At 34.2% G+C, this 20,911-nt stretch carries 23 protein-coding genes; 15 read left to right on the forward strand and 8 right to left on the reverse strand.

The genetic code is table 11. The annotated features are described in order from the left end of the window. Window positions 1-207: 207 nt before the first annotated feature. Window positions 208-2,955, reverse strand: coding sequence for a S8 family peptidase (locus AC1Q8L_RS10755; RefSeq protein ID WP_098311716.1), 2,748 nt, complete (start codon window positions 2,953-2,955; stop codon window positions 208-210). Window positions 2,956-3,183: 228 nt separating this feature from the next. Here AC1Q8L_RS10755 and AC1Q8L_RS10760 point away from each other — a divergent pair, with 228 nt between their 5' ends. After that, the gene (locus AC1Q8L_RS10760; protein WP_098311715.1) at window positions 3,184-4,416 is read left to right on the forward strand and encodes a TolB family protein; all 1,233 of its coding nucleotides are present in this window, start codon (window positions 3,184-3,186) and stop codon (window positions 4,414-4,416) included. Between the two features lie 45 nt (window positions 4,417-4,461). Here AC1Q8L_RS10760 and AC1Q8L_RS10765 read toward each other — a convergent pair whose 3' ends face one another. Both AC1Q8L_RS10765 and AC1Q8L_RS10770 read right to left on the reverse strand, forming a co-directional pair. Beyond that, complete coding sequence (locus tag AC1Q8L_RS10765) at window positions 4,462-4,584, reverse strand: DUF4023 domain-containing protein (protein ID WP_000071866.1); 123 nt, start codon at window positions 4,582-4,584, stop codon at window positions 4,462-4,464. A gap of 69 nt (window positions 4,585-4,653) precedes the next feature. Then, window positions 4,654-4,992, reverse strand: a complete 339-nt coding sequence (locus AC1Q8L_RS10770) for a hypothetical protein (protein ID WP_000871147.1) — start codon at window positions 4,990-4,992, stop codon at window positions 4,654-4,656. Between the two features lie 168 nt (window positions 4,993-5,160). Here AC1Q8L_RS10770 and AC1Q8L_RS10775 point away from each other — a divergent pair, with 168 nt between their 5' ends. The 3 genes from AC1Q8L_RS10775 (at window position 5,161) to AC1Q8L_RS10785 (ending at window position 7,083) form a co-directional block, all read left to right on the forward strand. After that, window positions 5,161-5,763, forward strand: coding sequence for a histidine phosphatase family protein (locus AC1Q8L_RS10775; protein WP_000706250.1), 603 nt, complete (start codon window positions 5,161-5,163; stop codon window positions 5,761-5,763). An 18-nt stretch (window positions 5,764-5,781) separates the two neighbouring features. Beyond that, on the forward strand, window positions 5,782-6,318 hold the full coding sequence (locus AC1Q8L_RS10780; RefSeq protein ID WP_025118463.1) for a hypothetical protein: 537 nt from the start codon (window positions 5,782-5,784) through the stop codon (window positions 6,316-6,318). A gap of 264 nt (window positions 6,319-6,582) precedes the next feature. Next, window positions 6,583-7,083 (forward strand): DoxX family protein, encoded by a 501-nt coding sequence (locus AC1Q8L_RS10785; protein ID WP_098311713.1) that lies wholly within the window; start codon window positions 6,583-6,585, stop codon window positions 7,081-7,083. 41 nt (window positions 7,084-7,124) lie between these two features. Here the strand turns inward: AC1Q8L_RS10785 and AC1Q8L_RS10790 are convergent, their stop codons facing one another. After that, window positions 7,125-8,009: an alpha/beta fold hydrolase gene (locus AC1Q8L_RS10790; RefSeq protein ID WP_000819813.1), complete on the reverse strand. Its 885-nt coding sequence runs from the start codon at window positions 8,007-8,009 to the stop codon at window positions 7,125-7,127. A gap of 15 nt (window positions 8,010-8,024) precedes the next feature. Next, the gene (locus tag AC1Q8L_RS10795; RefSeq protein WP_098311712.1) at window positions 8,025-8,858 is read right to left on the reverse strand and encodes a GNAT family N-acetyltransferase; all 834 of its coding nucleotides are present in this window, start codon (window positions 8,856-8,858) and stop codon (window positions 8,025-8,027) included. A 262-nt stretch (window positions 8,859-9,120) separates the two neighbouring features. Here AC1Q8L_RS10795 and AC1Q8L_RS10800 point away from each other — a divergent pair, with 262 nt between their 5' ends. Then, complete coding sequence (locus AC1Q8L_RS10800) at window positions 9,121-10,506, forward strand: alkaline phosphatase (protein WP_000714909.1); 1,386 nt, start codon at window positions 9,121-9,123, stop codon at window positions 10,504-10,506. A 54-nt stretch (window positions 10,507-10,560) separates the two neighbouring features. Beyond that, window positions 10,561-11,028, forward strand: a complete 468-nt coding sequence (locus AC1Q8L_RS10805; RefSeq protein WP_000504247.1) for a hypothetical protein — start codon at window positions 10,561-10,563, stop codon at window positions 11,026-11,028. Between the two features lie 79 nt (window positions 11,029-11,107). Here the strand turns inward: AC1Q8L_RS10805 and AC1Q8L_RS10810 are convergent, their stop codons facing one another. Further along, window positions 11,108-11,758: a GTP pyrophosphokinase gene (locus AC1Q8L_RS10810; protein ID WP_000456218.1), complete on the reverse strand. Its 651-nt coding sequence runs from the start codon at window positions 11,756-11,758 to the stop codon at window positions 11,108-11,110. A 352-nt stretch (window positions 11,759-12,110) separates the two neighbouring features. Between AC1Q8L_RS10810 and AC1Q8L_RS10815 the strand changes: the two genes are divergently transcribed. The 3 genes from AC1Q8L_RS10815 (at window position 12,111) to AC1Q8L_RS10825 (ending at window position 14,612) form a co-directional block, all read left to right on the forward strand. After that, window positions 12,111-12,734, forward strand: a complete 624-nt coding sequence (locus AC1Q8L_RS10815) for a nitroreductase family protein (protein ID WP_001008499.1) — start codon at window positions 12,111-12,113, stop codon at window positions 12,732-12,734. 146 nt (window positions 12,735-12,880) lie between these two features. Further along, a complete protein-coding gene (rpmG, locus tag AC1Q8L_RS10820; protein ID WP_001265617.1) occupies window positions 12,881-13,030 on the forward strand; it encodes a 50S ribosomal protein L33 in 150 nt (49 codons plus the stop codon). Between the two features lie 88 nt (window positions 13,031-13,118). Continuing rightward, window positions 13,119-14,612 (forward strand): YcdB/YcdC domain-containing protein, encoded by a 1,494-nt coding sequence (locus AC1Q8L_RS10825; RefSeq protein ID WP_000248009.1) that lies wholly within the window; start codon window positions 13,119-13,121, stop codon window positions 14,610-14,612. Between the two features lie 43 nt (window positions 14,613-14,655). On the opposite strand, the gene AC1Q8L_RS10830 is transcribed toward AC1Q8L_RS10825, so the two are convergent. Beyond that, window positions 14,656-15,576 carry a hypothetical protein gene (locus AC1Q8L_RS10830; protein WP_082179170.1) on the reverse strand — a complete coding sequence of 307 codons (921 nt, stop codon included), beginning with the start codon at window positions 15,574-15,576 and terminating at the stop codon, window positions 14,656-14,658. Between the two features lie 152 nt (window positions 15,577-15,728). Between AC1Q8L_RS10830 and sigK the strand changes: the two genes are divergently transcribed. Both sigK and AC1Q8L_RS10840 read left to right on the forward strand, forming a co-directional pair. Then, window positions 15,729-16,442, forward strand: a complete 714-nt coding sequence (sigK, locus tag AC1Q8L_RS10835; protein WP_000051382.1) for an RNA polymerase sporulation sigma factor SigK — start codon at window positions 15,729-15,731, stop codon at window positions 16,440-16,442. A 290-nt stretch (window positions 16,443-16,732) separates the two neighbouring features. Next, window positions 16,733-17,521: a phosphatidylserine decarboxylase gene (locus AC1Q8L_RS10840; protein WP_001255005.1), complete on the forward strand. Its 789-nt coding sequence runs from the start codon at window positions 16,733-16,735 to the stop codon at window positions 17,519-17,521. A 185-nt stretch (window positions 17,522-17,706) separates the two neighbouring features. On the opposite strand, the gene AC1Q8L_RS10845 is transcribed toward AC1Q8L_RS10840, so the two are convergent. Next, a complete protein-coding gene (locus AC1Q8L_RS10845) occupies window positions 17,707-17,862 on the reverse strand; it encodes a sporulation histidine kinase inhibitor Sda (RefSeq protein ID WP_000850094.1) in 156 nt (51 codons plus the stop codon). 246 nt (window positions 17,863-18,108) lie between these two features. Between AC1Q8L_RS10845 and AC1Q8L_RS10850 the strand changes: the two genes are divergently transcribed. Genes AC1Q8L_RS10850 through yhbY form a run of 4 tightly spaced genes read left to right on the forward strand, consistent with a single transcriptional unit; the run spans window position 18,109 to window position 20,879 of the window. Next, window positions 18,109-18,621 carry a YqeG family HAD IIIA-type phosphatase gene (locus tag AC1Q8L_RS10850; RefSeq protein ID WP_000765307.1) on the forward strand — a complete coding sequence of 171 codons (513 nt, stop codon included), beginning with the start codon at window positions 18,109-18,111 and terminating at the stop codon, window positions 18,619-18,621. A gap of 3 nt (window positions 18,622-18,624) precedes the next feature. After that, window positions 18,625-19,731 (forward strand): ribosome biogenesis GTPase YqeH, encoded by a 1,107-nt coding sequence (gene yqeH / locus AC1Q8L_RS10855; protein WP_000140807.1) that lies wholly within the window; start codon window positions 18,625-18,627, stop codon window positions 19,729-19,731. Between the two features lie 15 nt (window positions 19,732-19,746). Then, window positions 19,747-20,580 (forward strand): shikimate dehydrogenase, encoded by an 834-nt coding sequence (gene aroE / locus AC1Q8L_RS10860; protein WP_098311711.1) that lies wholly within the window; start codon window positions 19,747-19,749, stop codon window positions 20,578-20,580. Window positions 20,581-20,585: 5 nt separating this feature from the next. After that, window positions 20,586-20,879, forward strand: coding sequence for a ribosome assembly RNA-binding protein YhbY (gene yhbY / locus AC1Q8L_RS10865; RefSeq protein WP_000955227.1), 294 nt, complete (start codon window positions 20,586-20,588; stop codon window positions 20,877-20,879). Window positions 20,880-20,911 lie beyond the last annotated feature (32 nt).

Consider the following 20,911-nt stretch of genomic DNA (forward strand, 5'->3'; position numbering starts at 1 on the left):
CTAAACTATGTTTTGTATTATAAAACTATATTAAAAAAATTGTCAACAAAAATTTTTTATCCCGTGTTAATGAGCAGTAAAATTCCTACCTCAAAATTCGGTTGGAGTAAAGAAGTGAGAGGGAAGATTAACTGCCCGTAACTCCCGATTGGTGAAGGCTAATAATCAGTGGGGATGAACGAAATCTCCACTGATTAAAGTTTCACTTTATTTCACTTCTAAACTAACAGTTAAATTAGAGGTATTGCCAGCTGCATCAGTTGCTACAATGTGAATAGTATTTTTCCCTTCTTGTAATTGAGTGCGATCGAAATAAATGTCATAGCTTTTCTCCCAAGGGTTCAGGAATGCCTGGTCCCATACACCATTTCCGTTAATTTCATATTGCATTCTCACTGGAATACCAGGTGCTATCCAACCAGATTCTGACATCCAATCTAGTAGAATATCATCAACTTTTCCTCTAATTACGAGATTTTCTTGGTCAACTTCGTATGTTAACTTAGGTGCAGTTCGATCAAGAAATACAGCAGCTGTTTGTTTTGTTTCTCCGCCAGAATTAGAAGCAACTGCTTCGATTTGATATAGCCCGTCAGCTAAAGGAGTGCCATCGGTTTTTGTACCATTCCATTTGAAAGGTTTGTATCCAGGAGTTGCATTTTTAGCTTGATGGATAATCCCTTGATACGTTACACGTTCTTTCGTAACTAAATTTGCATGCAATGTTACATCATCCACAGGCGCAACTAAATAGTAGTTGATGAGATTATCATCTAGTACGTGGTCGCCATTTGGGCTAAAAGTAGAATTAATAATTTCAAGTCCATCGATACGTTTATAATCTTTAGGATCGATACTAAATGTGAATGGAATTCGAATTTCTTCTTTTGCCCCTTGTTCTTTTACATATACATTTCCAGTATACACACCTTGTGGTAGTGAGCTATCTACAGTGATAGTAAATGGTTTTTCGGTACTACTATTCGGTTGAATGCTAATCGATGAAGGGACAGAAGCTTTTACTTTTGTGTTTGCATCTAGTAACTCCACACGAGTTGAAAAACTTTTCTTTTTACTAGAAAGGTTTTGTAATGTAACATTTTGCGTCAGTTTTACTTTTCCGCTATTTGGCTTAATAAGACCAAAGCTGACATTGTTAGGTTTTACTAATACATTTGTTTGAGCTGCTTTCGGAATGTTAATTAAACCTGATCCTTGTGCCATAACAGGGTATGTATTTTCATTGACATCATGTAATGTTTTTGCATTGTTAGCAAGAGCCGCTTTCAATTGTTCTGTCGTCCAATCAGGATGCATTTGACGCAAGAGGGCAACCGCTCCAGCTACTTGCGGAGCAGCCATACTTGTTCCGTTATGCGATTCATAGCCGCCTCGCGGTACTGTACTAGTAATTTGTACTCCAGGTGCAACAACATCAGGCTTTATTAGCCAACTTCCTTGTGATGGTCCTCTTGAACTAAAGTTACCGATAAGTTCTGTTTGCTTTGGTTGTCCAATTTTTATATTTTTCTTTCGTTTTGTAATTAAAGTTTTTAATTCTTCCCCATTTGTATTTGATAATTGCATTACTGGGACAGCTAGATGTTCACGTGAAAAATATTCCGGCATCATATTAATTTCTTTTTCGCTAGAGATTAATAACACACCAAGTGCCCCAGCTTGCTTCGCTTGTTCTGCTTTTACTAATGTACTAGAAGTACCTTGTAAAATAAGTGCGAATTTCCCTTTCACATCTTGTTTTGCATAATCACTTGGATTGCCATAACCAACGTATACAAGAGGGGAATCATTTCCTATTGGAAAATCGGATTTTGATAACGGTAACCCTTGATATGTTTTGCTGGAACCAGCTACTTGGAATGTTGGAAACGGGATAGAAACCGTAGATGCTCCAACAGAAATGACACTACTTGCGTTACCGGGAGCATCAACAGACCAAGGTTTTGGTCCGTCATTTCCATTTGAAACGACAGTAGTAACACCAAGTTTCGCTGCTCGTTCTAACGTTAATGTTACAGGCTGATCAGGTACATTTAAATCCTGCCCAAGGGAGAGATTTAACACATCTGCACCATCTTGAATCGCTCGCTCAATCCCTTGGATAATATCATCTGTTGTACCAGTTCCACCGTCATTCATTACACGATAGGCTAGAATAGAAGCGTTTGGAGCAATGCCTTTAATTTTTCCATTACCCGCAATAATTCCAGCTACATGAGTACCATGTACGTTACCATCCATTGGATCGCTATCTTCATCAACCGTGTCATATCCACCGATATAATTTGCCTTTAAGTCAGGGTGTGTATAGTCTACGCCAGAGTCGATAATGGCTACTTTCATGCCTTTTCCATCAAGCGGTTTGCCAGATTGATCTTTTAAATTCCACGCTTCAGGTGCACCAATTGTCGGTCCACCGATATTTGGTGCTTCTTCGTTAGTAGTACTTTTTGATGTTTCATGCAATTTATATGTTAAGTTCGGATAGACTGCTTTTACTTCAGGTAAAGAGGCAAGAGAGGTAATTTGATCTCCAGGAACTGAAATAGAGAATCCGGAAAATAACGTATTATACACTTCTTTAATTTTTGCACCAGGTGCTTTTTCTTTTATTTTCTTAGTCGTATCTTCTTGTGCTTTTTTTAGCTCAGCATGATAAGACTGCGCATTACTATTTTGTAAATCTGGAGCATGCTGAATATTACTTTGAGCAGCGAGAGGTGCATGTTGCAATTCTACAATTACTGATATTTCTTTTGTTGTTTTCGTTTCAACATTTTGAGCAATTTTATGTTCTCCCCACTGTTCAATCGTTGTTTTTAATTGTGGACTAAATTGCTTCTCCTTTTGTAGTGATTCAGCATGAGTGCTTAAAGCTCCAAAACTAGAAAAGACAAGCGCCATGCTTAATAGTGTAGATGTAGTTTTTTTCATTGATACTCCCCCTAATAAAAAGTGCCAATATTCAGAAATGGAATCTTACATTTTAGTTAGAACTTATAAATATAAATGTTGGCTAAACTATACTTTCGACATAATTCATACCAATCCTCTGTGAATTGAAAATTTCTTGGGAAATTTTTTCTGATTATGTCGAATCGATATTTTTCACATATTGTAGGAAGAAAGTGAGGAATGCTATGAGGGAAATGGAGTGATGGTATGAAAAGGCTAATAGTAAGTGGTAGTGTAGTGTTGTTTATGTTTTTATGTTCTATCGCTATTACTAGCGCAGAAAATAATAGTGTGAAAGTTGCTTTTATTCGTCATCATAACCTTTGGATTAAAGTTGATGGGAAAGAAAAACAACTTACAAAAGGAGAGAACATAACAGGGCCAAAGTGGTCACATGATGGAGAATGGCTGGCATATGTAAAAGGGGAGAAACAAAATATTCTTGAGTTATATCGGCTGAAAGATGGAAAGAAAGTTACGCCGTTTCACTCAGAAGCATCGAATTATCAATGGTCACCAACAGAAAATATAATTGCATTTATATTTACAGGTACATTGAATACATTTGATGTAGAAAAAAAGAATGCAGATTTTGAAAATGTATCGGCTGGTGTGGGTGATTATGCATGGTATCCTGATGGAAAGAACTTTCTTGTATCCTCTGAAGCGCACTTACTTCCAACAGGATGGACAGGGGCTCAGCTATATGAAGTGCAAAAAGATGCACATATGAATCCTCACAAAATGAAGCATTTGTATGCATTGCCAAATGAACATGATGATTTTCTAGCGCTAGTAGCAAGTGGCTTTAAGTGGTCACCAGATCAAAAGTGGATTTCATTTTTAGCGGTACCGACAGCTTCATGGTCAGCTGATAGTAATACGCTTTGCTTAGTTCGAGCAGATGGTAGTCGGTTTGAAATAGTAGATCAAATGCTATTAAATACAGAATGGTTCAAATGGGCGCCATCAAAAAACATATTGGCTTATATTGAAGGAAGCGGGAGAGTTGCATTAGAGAATAAACATTTAAAAATAAAAGAACTGCCAGCACTCCAGCAGCAAACATTTACGCCGAAAGGATATGTGGATTGGGATTTTACATGGAAGAACGATAATGTAATTATCGTTTCACGAGCAAAAGAGGGAGGGTTTGAAACTCTGCCAGAAAAAAGGCCATTTCCATCTTTATATGAGATAAATAGCACAAGCGATAAACAATATCAAATTACAAAGTCATCTAATAAGCAAGGCGATTATCATCCAATTTTCATGAAGAAGAGCAATCAATTAATATGGATACGTTCAGATCGTAAGAAAGCTAATATATGGATAGCTCATAGTGATGGAAAACATGAAAAAAAGTGGATTGAAAATGTAGATATACCAGAGTGGTATTATGAGAAATGGAATTGGGAAAATGTTATCTCGGTGAAATAACAGTAAAAAACTGCCTAAAAGATCGTTTTAGGCAGTTTTTTACTGTTATTTATGTGTTTTATTTGGCTTTTTTTTCGCTGGGTTTCCGTTCCCTTGGCGCTTTCTATTTTGTTCATCTTTTGCTTGTTTTTCATGTAGTGTATCTAAAAATTCATTCGAGTTACTCATGTTTATATCTCTCCTTTCATTTTGTCATGATTACTATAACCATTTAGGAGGATAATCATGAGTTAGAAGTTAGGCACTTAATTTTCTTCGATAATGTAAGTAAAATATTCCATACATAACAAATAGCATGAGTAAAACTTGTAACTCTACATTTGCCTTTAAAATAGCTGCGATAGGGTCTGGTAAGTACGGTGATTTATCATTTGTGCTTAAACCTAACCATTTATTTAAGAGGCTAATGGTACAAAACATAAAAACACCGGACCAGCTTGCCGTAATTGCTTTTTGTTTAATTTTTGTTTCACGTTCATCATCTGTAATCCAAGGATTAGCAGTTTTATCACTACTAAAGAAGCCGTTTATATATCCCCATACAATCATTCCAATAAAGACAATTATCCATTTCATATATGTAATTCTCCTTCCGGTGTAAAAAGTATTTTACATGCAATGTTGTAATATTTTACAAACCTTCGTGTCAAACCTTTTTTACATATCGGTTTTTATACAGCAGGAATAAAGAATGCAATAGGGAAGAAATATGTGTGAGGATTTTATAGTAAGAGGAGACTGAATATGAAAATCGTTTTTGTTCGGCATGGTGAAGGTAAACATACAACGGATTTACCAGAAAGTTTACAAGTGTTTGACCCACCATTGACGAGAGTAGGAAAGGCTCAAGCTAAATTACTTCAACGTGATGTATCATTACAAGAAGCGGATATATTAATTGTTAGTCCTACACTTAGAACTTTACAAACGGCGACAATATGGAGTGCGAAAGTAGCTTGTCAAAAAATAGTCCATCCATATGTATCTCCACGTATTTTTCCTTATCGAGAAGGAGCGAAAACATTACCGTGCGATTATATAGTAGATCAGGGAATGATAACAAAGTTATTTCCGCATTTTTCGATAGAGAAAAGCTCAAATAATCAGTTATGGAAGGAAGGTATAAACACTATTTCAGAGAATAGTTTTCAGCAAATAGTAGATGAATTTCTTCTTTGGTGTTATGAACTGGGTGCGGAAAGAATTTGCATTGTATCTCACGATGGAACAATTACAGCATATAGGCAATATTTACATAAAGTCGTTTTAACTAGATCAGATTTTTTGAAAGAAACAGGTATATATGAAATGGATTTATCCCATAAAAGTCTGATTGATAAGGGCTGATTATAGGATGGAGGTTGTTTGTTGAATATTGCATTAGTAGTTGGTTTTAATTCGGATTTAGAGGCGCAATCAATACGAGCATCTCTTGAGTATTTTGGTGCAAGAGTTGTGACATATTGGATTGGTAGACCGAAAGATTTTGTGGAAGTTCTTTCTGGAAAGAACTTATTTAACGATATTAATTATATTATTTTTTGCTTTCATGGTGAAGAAGGGAAGTTTGTCATGGAAGAGTTAGGCGAAGAAGTATATGAACAAGATGAACCGAGAGGGTATTTTGGTAAAGCAGAAATTTATAAATATGCAAAATTGCATAATACACATATTGTAAATAGCGGGTGCACATTAGGGGAGCAAAAACTTGCAAAATCTTTTTTACATAGTGGTGCAAAATCATATATTGGATCGATTGATTATGTAGATGGAAATGCAGCACTTATGTTTACTATACGCTTATTTTATGGGGTTATTAACCATGGGAAAACGTTAGAAGAAGCGTTTCAAGAAGCGAGTTTAATTGATGAGGAGACACATACATTTCGATTCTATAATTAGTGTGAAACACGTTTATTCTATATTCGAATAAACGTGTTTCACATTTAACTCACAATTTTTTTACATTTTTTTCAATGAAAATGATTATCACCTGTGGTATGATATGTTCAAGTTTTTACAGGTAATAAAAGTTACTATATAAACGTTAGTTTTTAATGTTTCATACACATGTCATGAATTATTCATAATTAACGTTTGAAAAATGAGTAACTAATGTTATTATATTAACTGTAACTAACTTAATTACAACTTTAGGAGGAAGATATGGTTATTCAATTTTTAAGAGAAAACAAAGCAGTTTCTTTTGTATTAGCAGTAATTCGAGTATATCTTGGTTACACATGGTTAATGGCTGGAATCGGTAAACTACAAGGAAAAGGATTCGATGCAACAGGTTATTTGCAAGGCGCAATTGAAAAATCTAAAGGTGCACAACCGGCTGTTCAATCTTGGTGGGCATCATTCTTACAAGAATTTGCAATTCCAAATGTAGATTTGTTTAATACGCTTGTAACATGGGGAGAAATTTTAGTCGGAATTGGTTTAATTGTAGGCTGTTTAACAAAAACAGCGGTCTTTTTTGGTCTTGTAATGAACTTTTCCTATATGTTTAGTGGGTCAATTGGTGTGAACCCTGAGATGGTTATCTTATCTATGTTTGTTCTTGTTGCCGGTATGAACGCTGGGAAATTTGGAATGGATGGCTTTGTTATCCCAAAAGTATTAGAATCAAAAACTCAAAAACGCCAAAAGCAAGCTGCTTAATATATGAAAACGGGTATCTCAAAATGAGATACCCGTTTATGTTATTTTTCAACTTTGATCGGATTGTTCTTAAAGAAGTCTTGTACATACCCGACAAATTCTTGTGGTTCTTGGCGAAATGGTGCATGATAACCTTTTTCAATAATATGTAAAGTGCTATTTTTTAAGAATTGATGATACGTTTCTCCTTCTTTCCAAGAAACGCTACTATCATTTCTGCCCCATATAATTAAAGTCGGCTGTTTCATTTCATTCGCATTAATTTTAAGACGTCTAGGCCATAGTTTCATTTTGTTATAATGCTCTTCATCGTTACGTTTGAATTTCACTTTGCTCTCATCATAATCAGTAATAGAAGAAACGGCATTTAAATCAGTCGGCAATTGTGGTTTTGGTGAGCCTTGTTTAGTAACGAATGTATGAGGACCACCTGTAGCATCAGTTAAAATAAGGTGAGTAACTGCTTCAGGATATAAATATGTTAAATTTAGAGAAATTTCTCCCCCCATGGAATGCCCCAGTATTGCGAATGAATCATACCCTAGTTTTTTCATTAATTTATAATACAAATTTGCATGAGTTGGAAAAGAATAATAAAAATCCATTGGCTTAGATGAGCGCCCGAATCCTAAAGCATCTACAGAAATAATTGTATGATCTTTTGCTAAATCGGAGTAAATCTTTTGAAAACCATCTGATGACCCTCCAAAGCCATGAATCATAAGTAAAGGTGGTTTTTCATTACCAATCTTTTTAAAGTAAATGGTTTGACCATCTATTTCTACCATTTTTTCCTCGGTAGCTAGTTTAGCTGTAATTGTATTTTTCACTTGCTTTACTTGTTCTACTGGCTTTTCTGCTGCACTACATCCTACTAATAGTGTAAGAGTAAGACAACCTACCATAAAATAGCTAAATCGCTTCAATTAGGTGTCTCCTTTCTAACATAACGCTGTATCTATCATAGCAAATAGCATATTACGATTTCCAGGAAGTTGGCTACCATTTTTTATCATAAGAGGTGAAAGGAGCGTTTCTTGGAAATTTTCTGTTTGAAGAAATTTACGAAATATAAATTGTGAGTGTGGGACATCAATTCGTACTATACCATTCCAACATTCACTTATCTTTTTTAATAATTGAATAGCATCTTCTTCTTGCTTGGCGATAAGTGGATGGATACATAATATATTGCCCTTTTGTATGCATAATGAAAAAGCTTCTATACGGTTATTTCTTTCAATTTTAAAAGCGTGTATGGCCCTTGGTAATAGCAAAGAGTAAAGTAGAGAACGATTCACACCAGTTGCAATTTGATCGAGAGAAGTAAGAGATATAAGGTCTTCTTCTCGTACTTGTTGTAAGTGAGAAGGATACGTCTTAGTAGTTTGCTTTTCAAAACGATGAATTGTTGTTGCTGTTTGAAATCCACATGATGTGTATAGAGGTTCGCCAGCTTTTGTCGCAATAAGTGCAATTGGTTGTTTTGGATGAATTTGTTCCAAGCAATGATTTAGCAACATGCGCCCTATTCCTCGTCCTTGAAAATTAGGGTGAACGATTAACATACCAATGGAAGTGAAGTTACTTGTAAAAGGAAATACTCCTCCAGTCGCAATGAGTTTGTTTTCATGAATATAACCTACAAGTGTGCCGATAGAAAGATACATTTCGAATTGCTTTTTCATAAAAATTTCATCGTGTAACCATCCAACAGATTTGCAAAGATTAAGTAATTCAAAAATAAAAGACTCATTTAGCTTTACTATTTTCATAAAGGCTCACCGCATTTCTATTTAATTTCATAAAAATAGAGTCAAAATGTAAAAAAAAGAGATTTACGTTAAATGAAATCCAACCTGTTTATATTTAAATTGTAAAGGGCAGGATGGCTGATACGAAGAGACAAAGTTATACAAATTATAACTGATATTTACATAAGTTAACAAAAAATTTACATACAGCTAATTTTCTCTTAATAGTCTTCCATTAAATTTGATAGTGGGAAATGAATAACCTAATTAGGGGGACAAGACAGTGAAAAAGTTTGTGAAAAAAGCATGGCCATTTGCAGTTGTGGCATCATTAGCAGTTACTTCGGTAGCAACATGGAATTTTACTCGTTCTAGTGAGGTTAATGCAGATGAGAACGGAAGCAATGCAAAGATTAAAAATGTTATCGTATTAATTGGGGATGGTATGGGCCCTTCATATATGACGGCTCACCGTTATATGAAAGATAATCCAAAAACCTTTGAAATGGAATCTACAGAATTTGATAAGCATCTTGTAGGAACACAAAAAACATACCCAGAAGATGAGCATGAAAATATTACAGACTCTGCATCAGCAGCAACAGCTATGTCAGCAGGGATTAAAACATATAATGCTGCAATTGCAGTTGATAATGATAAAGCGGAAGTGAAAACGGTTCTTGAGCAAGCGAAAGAAAAAGGGAAATCAACGGGACTTGTTGCAACTTCTGAAATTACACATGCAACACCAGCTGCTTTCGGTGCGCATGACATTAGCCGTAAAAATATGGACGCAATTGCAAATGATTATTTTGATGAGAAAATTAAAGGGAAGCATAAAGTAGATGTTATGCTTGGCGGCGGCGTAAAGAACTTTGTTAGAAAAGATCGTAATCTTACAGAAGAGTTTAAGAAATCTGGTTATAGCTATGTAACGGATCGAGATCAATTGTTAAATGATAAAAATGATCAAATTCTTGGTTTATTTGCACCAGGTGGATTAGATAAAATGATTGACCGTAATGATAAAACACCTTCATTAGAAGAAATGACTAATGCAGCAATTGAGCGTTTGAACAAAAATAAAAATGGTTTCTTCTTAATGGTGGAAGGAAGTCAAATCGACTGGGCTGGACATGATAATGATATCGTTGGTGCAATGAGTGAAATGGAAGACTTCGAAAAAGCTTTCAAAGCAGCGATTGAGTTTGCGAAAAAAGATAAAAATACGTTAGTTGTTGCAACGGCAGACCACGCTACAGGTGGATTATCTTTAGGTGCCAATGGCGAGTATAACTTTAAAGTAGATCCAATTAAAGCTGCAAAACGCACACCAGACTTTATGGCAAATGAGATTGCAAAAGGTGCAAATGTAGAAGAAACATTGAAAAAGTATATTGATTTACAATTAACTCCAGAAGAAATTCAAGCTGTAAATAATATAGCTCCGTCAAAAGATGTAACAAAGATTGATAATGCAATTGAAGATATTTTCAATAAGCGCTCGGTTACAGGCTGGACAACTGGTGGACATACAGGGGAAGATGTGAACGTGTATGCATTTGGTCCAGGTAAATACTTATTCTCAGGCGTTCAGGAGAATACAAATATAGCGAAACGTGTCTTTGATATTGTTGGCGGCGGCGATCCGAATAAAGGAAGACGTTAATTAAGAGCGAAAGTGAGGCGAAATGCCTCACTTTTCTTTTTAGGAGTTGGGAATATGGGGGAATTATTTAGAAAATTAAGATTTTTTCTAGTGTTTGTAGTATTACTAGTTGGATGTCAACAAGAAGAGAATAACGTAGAACAAAAATCTACTACTAAAAAATCTGAGGAAAAGGTACAAATAACAAAAGAAGAAGAGAGATCTATTCAAGATGTTATTACTACATTTGTGCGAACGACGAATGAAAAAAATCTTGCAGAACATATGGAGTTATTTTCAAAGAAGATGCCTAGTGCTGAAGACTTAAAAACACAAAAAGAAGCCGCATTTCAAAAGGGAAATAAGAAGATTGAATTGGAACATATAGATATGAAAGCTAGTAAAGTAGGGTATGTTATTGTTGAAACGAAAGAAAAGGAAGTAGACGATAGTGTCACTCTTCAAAAGAAAGTACAGTACGCTCTTGGAAAAGAAGATGAGAAATGGAAGATTGAAGAGGTTCGCACGATAGAGAAAAAATAACGTGAAACTTTAATAAGTGTGGGAGTCACACCTCCAAAAAAATGGTATAAAAAAGGTTCTCATTGGCGAGAACCTTTTTTTATAGTGGTAGCATAATTTGATTTGAGCATGCCTCAATATCATCAATATCTTGACGAATTGTGGCCATTTTATTATCAAGATCTTCAGCTTTCATTGCTGCATCATGTAGTTCATCTTTTAAATACTCCGGTATTTTCCCTTCATATTTATAATAAAGTTTGTGTTCTAAACTTGCCCAAAAGTCCATTGCCAGTGTACGTAACTGAATTTCTGCAAATACATCTTTTGTACCAGAATTCAGTGATAAAGGATATTTAATAATCATGTGTAAACTTTTATAACCGTTTCGTTTTGGGTTAGCGATATAATCTTTTACCTCTATGATTTCCATATCTTCACGCTTTTGAATGACTTCTTTTAAATGATAAATATCTTCTACGAAGCAACATGTAATACGAATACCAATAATATCTTGTAAATGCGTTTGGGCATTTTCAACTGTCGGTAATAAATTTTTACGTTCAAGCTTTTTAATAATACTTTCAGGTTGTTTTAGTCTTGTTTTTATATGTTCAAACGGGTTGTAATCCTCTAAAAATTGAGCTTCCCGGTTCATAATTTCAAATTTAGTTTTTAACTCTTCTAAAGCAAATGTATATGGTAATACAAAAGCTTTCCAGTAGTTAACTGTTGATTGATTATATTCCATTTATATACACACCTTTTCCTATTTACAAGTGAGGTTGTTATTATACTAAATACCAAATCATATAAGCACAAGCAGCAAATGATGAGATCATAAAGCGATATTTAGTTTTCATACTTTCAACTCCTTTCGAGTAAGATTCTATATAAATAAACGTGATTGTTAATAAGTTCACTATGTACAATTTCTATAGTAATAGATTCGTGTGAATTTCGTATGAACTAATTGTTTCAGCTTTTTGTCTTTTTTGCTGTTAATCATAATTATTATTCGGATTTAAAGTGTTTTTATTTGATTTATCCATTTGTATAAATTAATGTATATTTAAATTTATAGTTATTAAGGAGGATATACGGTGAACTTTGAAGAATTAGCAATTGCTAGACGTTCTGCAATGAAATTTATACAAGGTATAGAAATCCCTGATGAGGATTTTAAAAAAATATTTGAGTTAACTAAGCTTTCTCCATCTTGCTATAATTTGCAGCACACACATTATGTTGTAATTCGTGATCAAGAGCGAAAAGAAAGATTAAAAGAATTAGCGTTTGGTCAATATAAAGTATCGAGTGCATCAGCGGTAGTGCTCGTTTGTGGTGATAAAAGAGCATACCAAAATGTTGAAAATATTTACTTCGGTATGAAAGTTTTAAAAATGATTGATGAATGCGAATATGAAGATACCATTAGGCAAACGAAAGGGTTATATGAAGGAAAAGGAAAGCGTTTCATGGAGGATGAAGCGATTAGAAATGCTTCGTTAAGTGCGATGACTTTTATGTACGCAGCTAAATATTATGGATATGATACATGTCCAATGATTGGTTTCGATGAAAAAGCAGTACAAAGTGAATTAAATATGCCAGAGCATGTAATACCTGTTTTAATGATTACGATAGGGAAAAGTGATACGACTAAAGTTCGTCCAAGAGGATATCGAAAGCCAATTAGTGAGTTTGTTACATACGAATCGTTTTAATAAAATTTATTTAACTATAAAAACAAGGGGATTCTAAATAGAATCTTCTTGTTTTTGCAATTGACAAATAGAATGAAGTTTTATAATACGTAAATCGTAATCATTACGTTTTAGTTTGCGATCTTTGAAAGAAAGGAGAATTACCTATGCGTGTAAATATTACATTAGCTTGTACGGAGTGCGGTGATCGTAATTATATTTCTAAAAAAAATAAACGAAACAATCCAGAACGCATCGAACTAAAAAAATATTGTCCACGATTAAAGCGAGTAACGTTACATCGTGAGACGAAGTAGAAGACTAGAGATATCTCTAGTCTTTTTTTGTTAATAAGTTTTGGTTTTCTTTATTATAATTACCTTAAATTGTAACGAAGGAGAAGATATGGTGAATCAAAAAGATAAAGAAAGAAAAGAGCACGTAGCTCATATTATTGAAATTCCAGATGAATATAGGCTTGTTGTAGATGATCAAGAAGGGGTTGATGACCCGTATCATCTATTATGGTGGGGACATAAAGATGATGAGGAGAAACAGATACAAATTACATTAAATAGACATACTGGTAATTTAATTGAATTTAGGATAGATGATGGAAATTCTTTTTCGAGTGATAAGGGAGCGATAGAGGAGAATAAAGCAAGAGAGGTTGCAAATACATTCTTAAAAAAATATACAAAAGAAGGATATGAATTCTATACATATGTAACGGTTAAGGACGACAGGCGCGGTTGGAAAGAAGTAAATTATATGCAAGAAGTGAATAGCTATCCATTGCCGAATACTGGGTGTGTTGTGCGAGTGCACCCTTCAGGTAATGTTGTGCATTTTCATTACAATGGACAAAAAGCCATAGAGAAAAAACCGTTATGGCCAAGTGAAATTGTTGGGGAGAATATCGTTTTAGAAAATTTGAAAGCTAGACAAGATATGAGACTTGTATTTGTAGATTTAACATACTCTTCATGTGAGTATGAAAACGGGGAAGAAGTAAAAGGGTACCATCTTGTATATGAACCAGAACCTAGTCATGCGTTTATTGATGCAAGTACAGGTAAAGATTTATATGGGCCAGAACACTATAAATTACCTTCTACAGTACTTGTTGATAAACTGCTAAAGAGTAGTCAAAAAAAAGATGTGTTTGATTTATTTGATTGGGACAAGGGGAAGTTTGTCAAAATAGATGAAAAAGTAGATGAGGATGAAGTCCGGATAAAATTTGTATTAAAAGAAGAATTACAAAAAGAAATAGAAGAGAAGGATTCATATTCAATGGATGAGTTTTATAAAAAACATTTTCCAATGTTGAAACATGATGAATTCGTTATAATTACTCTAGATAAAGAAACAAATCAATTGCTTTCTTTTTTTATGTGGAAGAATGAGAAAAAAAGGAAAACAATCTTATCAAGAGAGCAATGTTTAAGCAAGGCACTTCAATTTTTAGAGCATATTATCCCAGATGCGACAAAGTATGTTCAACTTTGGGATAATTATGAGGAGGAAGAGGGGATAGAGAGGTTTTCCTTTTCAATCTATGTAAATGACATTCATGTAGAGCGGAAATATATTATGATCAACATCAATGCAGAAAATGGTGCTGTGATGCACTACTCTGGAGAGTCTGGCAACTTTATAAAAGAATTACTTACATATGAAACAACACCAAAAGTAACAAAAGAAAAAGCGTTAGAAATATACAGAGAGGCTATCCGAGTTAAATTAGAATGGTTTGTGGATCATCATGCAGAGGAAACGAAATACAAACTACTGTACAAACAAACGACAGATGAAAAACATAAAGAACCTTTTGATTGTAGTCGGGAAATTCGTTATATTGATGCCCAAACTGGGAGAAAGATTTGGAGTAAGTAAAATAAAAAGAGTTATTTTTCAAAGAAAATAACTCTTTTTATTTTTATAATTTGTCTGTTCGTTTTTCAAAATTAAATGTGATAGGAAGATTGGAAGAAGAATTATCACTTTTAAATGTTACTTTCCATTCTTTAGTATGGGCTTTAATTTCAAAATTAAGAAGATTCATCGCTCTACGTTTATCTATTTCTAAAAACATATTATGAATTTCTGGTTCTTGCTGTAAATTAAGAGCCTTTAGTGTGACTGTTAATGTGAAAAAATTTTGCCCTTCATATACTATTTTTGATATTTTTGTTTTTTGTGTATTTAACAGTATATAAAAACGGTCTGATGGAGTTAATTGTACAGAGTCATCAGTAATTTCATTCTCGCTATTATAAAGTTCAACTAAGAAAGATGTACTATGGGAAGAATGTTTTTTGCTTGTAATCTGTAATTCAGTAGGAATCATCGGTATTTCATAAAAATCATTCCTTATTATGTTATTGTAATCCTCTGAAAATTTACGGACTTCTTTTGGAAAAGAGTCTTCTTGTGTACTTAAAAAAGTTTTATGTTGCTTTGGAGTTTTTTTACTAAAATTTAATGTTTCTTTAAAGTAATAATTGGATCCAGTTAAAAATAAAAAACTACAAATTAATAAAAAAATTCGATACGGATTTGGAAAGTTAAAGAACAGTAGTATACATGTAATAAATCCAATTACATAGAAAATAAAGATAAGTAGTTCTAGTTTTGAGTGAAAGGAGAAACTATAATTATGAAAAAATTTCATTCCAATTATAATTTGAGCTCCAAAAAACAAAGAAATTCCAAATTGAAAAAATAATAAATCAGGCCCTCTCTTAATAACAAAAGTAATGAACGAAATGAAAAGTAAAAATACCCCTAAATAAATTGTTACATTTAATAATCGATCTAATGTAAGCATGAATAGTTTCCCCTTTAATAGCATATTCATATATAAATAACAATTTTATATAATTATAATATAACAATAAAATATTTTAAATGTTGGAAGTGTTGAGTTTTATAAATAAACTGTACAGACACAAACAACCTCAAGCCCACATACACATAATAAAGACCACTATTTTGGCGGAGGTGAAAGGTTTGAGTCTATTCGCCGCAATTGGATATATGGTTCGAGAAGTGTTTGTCTTTGTTTCTTATGTGAAAAATAATGCGTTTCCGCAGCCGTTATCATCAGATGATGAGAGAAAGTACTTAGAGTTAATGGAGCAAGGTGATGCTCAAGCGAGAAATCTTTTAATTGAACATAATTTACGGCTTGTAGCTCATATCGTTAAAAAATTTGAGAACACAGGAGAAGATGCAGAAGATTTAATTTCAATTGGTACGATCGGGCTCATTAAAGCGATCGAGAGCTATTCTGCAGGAAAGGGAACGAAGCTTGCGACGTATGCAGCACGCTGTATTGAAAATGAAATTTTGATGCATTTACGTGTACTAAAGAAAACGAAAAAAGATGTTTCACTTCATGATCCGATCGGGCAAGATAAAGAGGGCAATGAAATATCGCTTATTGATATATTAAAATCAGAGTCTGAAGATGTAATTGATATGATTCAGCTTAGTATGGAGTTAGAAAAAATTAAAGAGTATATCGATATTTTAGACGAAAGAGAAAAAGAAGTGATTGTGAAACGTTTTGGACTTGGGCTAGATAAGGAGAAAACACAGCGGGAAATCGCTAAGGCGCTTGGCATTTCTAGAAGTTACGTATCACGGATCGAAAAGCGTGCTTTAATGAAAATGTTCCACGAGTTTGTAAGGGCAGAGAAAGAGAAAAAAGCGAAAGAGTAAAGTGTATTAGAAGCAGCCATATTTTAAAATAGGCTGCTTTTCTTATTGTAAATAAGAAAAGAAAACGCGTTATGCTAAGAAGAAATACATGTTCACTGTTGAAAATGACGGATTCTATCTGTAATATTAGAAGGTGCTAAATAATTTAAGAATAATACCATACTTAGTTTTCTGTATGTATAATAAGGCTGCTTTATATGATATGTGGGAATAAGAACCAATTTTACGTATGATATAGAAAGAAAATAAGGGAAAACTAAAGTTATAGACTGATTAGGGGGTTTCGCAATTTGCGACGTACATTATATCGACTTATGATAGAACTTACAAATGGTCGCTTTACTTCTTATATATTACGTAAATTTGCACAATCTCGTTTGAGCTCTATCATTATTCCATCGTATGCGAAAGTTTTTCAAATTAATCAAGATGAGATGGAAAAGGGTTTGAAGGAATATAGAACGTTGCATGAATTATTTACGCGTAAGCTAAAAGAAGGAAAGCGTAGTATTGATACAGATGCATCGAGTATTGTTAGTCCTGTTGATGGTGTTTTTGCAGATTATGGTCCTATTGAGGATACAAAAACATTTGATATTAAAGGAAAGCGCTATTCAATTGTGGATATGCTAGGTAATGAGGAACGTGCAACGCGATATGCAGGCGGTACATATATGGTAATTTATTTGAGTCCAAGTCACTATCATCGCATTCATAGTCCGCTTTCTGGTTCTGTGACTGAAAGATTTGCACTCGGTAGAAAATCGTATCCGGTAAATGCAGCTGGTATGGAATATGGGAAAGAACCGTTGTCAAAAAATTATCGTTCTGTTACAGAAGTAAGCAGTGATGGCGAACATATGGCTCTTGTAAAAGTAGGGGCCATGTTTGTTAATAGTATTGAGCTTTTGCATGAGAGAGACACTGTTCAAAAAGGTGAAGAAATGGCATACTTTACATTTGGTTCAACAGTTGTGTTATTGTTTGAAAAAGATATGATAGAAGTAGTGCAGGAATTAAAGAGTGGGCAAGAGCTGCGTCTTGGTGAAAAAATAGCTACTCGATTAGCTCATAAATAAAGAAACGCTTTTATAACCGTAAGTAAGAGTTATGGGCAAAGATACTTAATGATGAAATCCCCTAGATGGGAGTACTTGTTTATTCGAGAGCCATCGTAGGATGGCTCTTTTTACAGGGCATTCAATAATGTATCCTGTAACTGTTTGATTGGTACGGGCTGATTAAACTTTCACTTTATATATAATCAAGAAGATTTGACAAGCTTGTCCTCTAATGAGCGTCTAATGATTTCTTGTTTTATAAGTAAAATGAAGTCGGGATTTAATTTTAGTTCTTTTGCTTTATAATAAGACTCAGTGAGTAACTCAGTGGATAACTGTTCCATATGTTTTGTTTTCAAGGTGAGTCACCTCCTAATAATATAAGGATTGATTCGTTGATGCATTTAATGTACCAAAAAAATATGACAGTCACAAACGAGTGGTTATCCACATACCTAGGTGGATAAAGTGTGTATAGTTTGTTAGTAAATTCCAAATTAACTGAAAAATTAATGTGGAAAATGTGTACAATTTTATCCACAGGTTATATATCGAAAAATGTTGTCGAAAAATTTTATGAAAAATCCTCAAAGAGGTGAAAGAAATTGAAACTATTTTTACCAAATGAATACGTGAAAAATGTATATCATGTTCAACCAGAAGATTTAAAAAAACGTGGGATTAAAGGTGTTATTACTGATTTAGATAACACTTTAATTGAATGGGATCGTCCAAATGCAACCCCGCAACTTGAAGAATGGTTCTTAAAAATGAAAGAGCAAGGCATCCAAGTAACGGTTGTTTCAAATAATAATGAGCAACGTGTAAAAGATTTTGCTGACCCATTAGGTATTCCATTTATTCATAGTGCACGTAAACCATTTGTTCGAGCGTTTAAGCGTGCGATACAAGAGATGCATCTGCAGGCAGAGGAAGTTGTAGTAATTGGAGATCAGTTACTGACTGATGTGCTTGGTGGAAACCGAGTAGGGCTTCATACAATTTTAGTTGTACCGGTAGCACAAACGGACGGATTAGTGACGCGCTTTAATCGGAAAATTGAACGAAGAATCATGAAAAATATGAAGAAAAAAGGTTTAATTAACTGGGAGGAATAAAGTTTGACTGAAACAATTAAATGTATTGGTTGCGGTGTAGAAATTCAAACAGAAAATAAAAACGAAGTGGGGTATGCTCCTACCTCATCTTTAGAGAAAGAACAAGTCATTTGTCAACGTTGTTTTCGCTTGAAGCATTACAATGAAATTCAAGATGTATCGTTAACAGATGATGACTTCCTACGCATTTTAAATGGAATTGGAAAATCAGATGCATTAGTAGTCAAAATTGTAGATATTTTTGATTTTAATGGTAGCTGGTTACCTGGCTTACATCGTTTCGTAGGGAATAATAAAGTATTACTTGTTGGAAATAAAGCTGATTTAATTCCAAAGTCAGTAAAACATGATAAAGTAAAGCATTGGATGCGCTATAGTGCAAAGCAGCTAGGATTAAAACCAGAAGATGTCTTTTTAATTAGTGCAGCGAAGGGACAAGGAATTGCTGAACTAGCAGATGCTATTGAGTATTATCGCGGCGGCAAAGATGTTTATGTTGTTGGATGTACGAATGTAGGGAAATCGACATTTATTAATCGTATGATTAAAGAATTTAGTGATGAGACTGAAAATGTAATTACAACATCTCATTTCCCAGGAACAACACTGGATTTAATTGATATTCCATTAGACGAAGAATCTTCTTTATATGATACGCCAGGTATTATTAACCACCACCAAATGGCTCATTATGTTGGGAAGCAAAGCTTAAAGCTTATTACACCAACAAAAGAAATTAAGCCGATGGTATTCCAATTAAATGAAGAACAAACGTTATTCTTTAGTGGATTGGCACGTTTTGATTATGTAAGTGGTGGTCGTCGTGCGTTTACTTGTCACTTCTCGAATCGTTTAACAATCCATCGTACAAAGCTTGAGAAAGCAGATGAATTATATAAAAATCATGCTGGAGATTTACTAAGCCCGCCAACGCCAGAAGAATTAGCAAATATGCCTGAGTTAGTGAAATACGAATTTAATATTCGTGAACCAAAGACGGATGTTGTATTCTCTGGATTAGGATGGGTTACTGTGAACGAACCAGGCGCGAAAATTGTTGCACACGTACCAAAAGGAGTAAGTGTTTCACTACGTAAATCTTTAATTTAATATGGAGAGGGATTTATGAAACAATTATATGGTGTAATCGGAAATCCAATTGGACATTCATTATCACCCGTTATGCATAACGATGCATTTGAACACTTGAATATGGATGCCCATTATCATGCATTCCTTGTTGAAGAGGAAGCGCTAGGGGAAGCAGTAAGAGGTTTAAAAGCATTAGGGATTTCAGGATTTAATGTAACAACTCCGCACAAGGTTGCTATCATGGAGTATTTGGATGAGATTGATCCATTGGCAAGGAAAATCGGTGCAGTAAATACAGTGGTTCATAAGAATGGAAGGTTAATTGGCTACAACACAGATGGAATTGGTTTTGTTCGAGCGCTGCAGTCAATTAGTAATGAACCACTTCAAGGGAAACGTATTTTGTTACTTGGTGCAGGTGGTGCTAGCCGAGCTATTTATTTTTCTCTTGCTGATGTAGGTGTAAAAGAGATTGATGTAGCCAATCGTACAGTAGATAAGGCGAAAGAACTTATTGCTGCACGTACGGCCGATGTTCATTCTGTTGCTTTGTCGTTAGAAAAAGCGACAGAAGAACAAGGAAATTATCATATTATCATTCAGACGACAACGATAGGTATGCATCCACACGTCGAACATACGCCATTACAAATGTGTTCGTTAAAAAAAGGAACGATTGTATCAGATATAATTTATAATCCATTTGAAACGAAAATTTTATGTGAGGCAAAAGAGCAAGGCGCAATCATTCAAAATGGTATTGATATGTTTGTTTATCAAGGAGCACTTGCATTTGAAATGTGGACAGGACGTGTACCAAATATTGATCGAATGAAACAATTAGTTATAGAAAAGCTTGGAGGCTAACATATATGTTAACAGGAAAACAAAAAAGATTTTTACGTGCACAAGCACATCATTTAACACCAATTTTTCAAGTAGGAAAAGGCGGAGTAAATGAAAATATGGTAAAACAAATTGGAGAAGCGTTAGAAGTTCGTGAACTATTTAAAGTGAGCGTATTACAAAACTGTGAATTTGATCGCCGTGAGGTTGCGGAAGAACTTGCAAAAGGTGCACGTGCTGAAATTGTTCAAGTAATTGGAAGCACAATCGTTTTATACAAAGAATCAAGAGAAAATAAACAAATTAAGCTTCCTCGATAAAAAGAATAGCATGCGCTATTTTTTATCGCTGA

The sequence above is a fragment of the Bacillus sp. GW823-FHT06A11 genome, from assembly GCF_058795355.1.